At 65.3% G+C, this 1,134-nt stretch carries 2 protein-coding genes; one reads left to right on the top strand and one right to left on the bottom strand.

The genetic code is table 11. The annotated features are described in order from the left end of the window. Nucleotides 1-81 precede the first annotated feature (81 nt). Nucleotides 82-546: a TerB family tellurite resistance protein gene (locus ACOQFS_RS08785; RefSeq protein WP_421562512.1), complete on the top strand. Its 465-nt coding sequence runs from the start codon at nucleotides 82-84 to the stop codon at nucleotides 544-546. A 106-nt stretch (nucleotides 547-652) separates the two neighbouring features. On the opposite strand, the gene ACOQFS_RS08780 is transcribed toward ACOQFS_RS08785, so the two are convergent. Further along, entirely contained in the window at nucleotides 653-988 is a 336-nt protein-coding gene (locus tag ACOQFS_RS08780; RefSeq protein WP_421562511.1) for an ankyrin repeat domain-containing protein, read from the bottom strand. Between the last annotated feature and the right edge of the window lie 146 nt (nucleotides 989-1,134).

Genomic DNA, 1,134 nt, shown 5'->3' with positions numbered 1-1,134 from the left:
GGCATCCCATCCCGGCAAGGACCTTGTGCGACTCCAAAAAGACATTGAACAGGCTCTTCCACCTGCCAAACCCACACGCCCATGCTCCGCACCCTCAAAGACCTGTTCGACAGCTTCACCCAGCCCACCCCCACCCAGTCGCCCGCAGAGCGCGCGCACGCCGTGCAGCTGGCGGCGGCGGTGCTGCTGGTGGAAGTGGTGCGGGCCGAGGGATCGATGGACGAGGCCGAACGCACGGCCATGGTGAGCGCGCTGCGCAGCAAGTTTGCGCTGGCCGACGACGAAGTGCAGCGCCTCTTGGAACTGGCCGTGACCACCTCGAAAACAGCGTACGACTACCAGCGCTTCACCAGCAGCCTGAACGAGCATTTCACGCAGGACCAGAAGATCCGCCTGGTCGAGTCCATGTGGCAGGTGGCCTATGCCGATGCGCACATCGACGCCAACGAGAACCACACCATCAGCAAGGTGGCGGGCCTGCTGCACGTGACCCACGGCGAATACATTGCCGCCAAGATGCGCGCGAAGGAAGGAAGCCCCCCCTGAGGCGCTGAGCGCCTTCCGCCCGAAGGGGGGACGCCGCCCATGCGGCGGGGCGGCCCTTGCACGGCGGCCGCGGGCTTGGGGCGCGCGGGCTCTACCGACTGTTCGCTTACACCGGCAGCCAGCGCCACCAGAAGGGTTTGCGCTCATCCTTGGCGCCCTGCGCCTGCAGCAATGCGATGAACTCGGTGCGCTGGTGGCGGCGCGCGGCCGCAAGCGGCGTCATGTCGTCAAAGTCGGAGCGCAGTTGTGGATCGGCCCCATGCGCCAGCAGGTAGTGGGCAATGTCGCCGTGCCCATGGATGAGGCTGGCCACCAGCGGGGTGCACAGAATTTCGGGATGCTGGTAGTTGGGGTTCACGCCCGCATCGATGTGGTGGCGCACCAGCGCCAGGTCGCCCGCCACGGCGGCGGCGTACATGTCTTTCCAATCTCCTGCGGACATGGAAGCTCCTTGGTTCGGTCTCAGAGCCTGTTCAATGTCTTTTTGAAGATCGCATTGGAGTGCAATCGGGATGAGTGGATGCGCCGGGTGCGCCGCATGGGCGCATGCCCATGCAAGCAGCCGAGGCGTCCAATCGCCCGATTTCA

Origin of the sequence: Paracidovorax sp. MALMAid1276 (genome assembly GCF_049198005.1) — a bacterium.
GTDB lineage: Bacteria > Pseudomonadota > Gammaproteobacteria > Burkholderiales > Burkholderiaceae_C > Acidovorax.
Note: the sequence above shows the minus strand (reverse complement) of the source record. Positions and strands in the feature narration are given on the sequence as shown.

What these genes read in the sequence shown, in the direction of transcription:
- ACOQFS_RS08780 (WP_421562511.1), bottom strand. Translation starts at nt 988, where the DNA reads ATGTCCGCAGGAGATTGGAAAGACATGTACGCCGCCGCCGTGGCGGGC.
- ACOQFS_RS08785 (WP_421562512.1), top strand. Translation starts at nt 82, where the DNA reads ATGCTCCGCACCCTCAAAGACCTGTTCGACAGCTTCACCCAGCCCACC.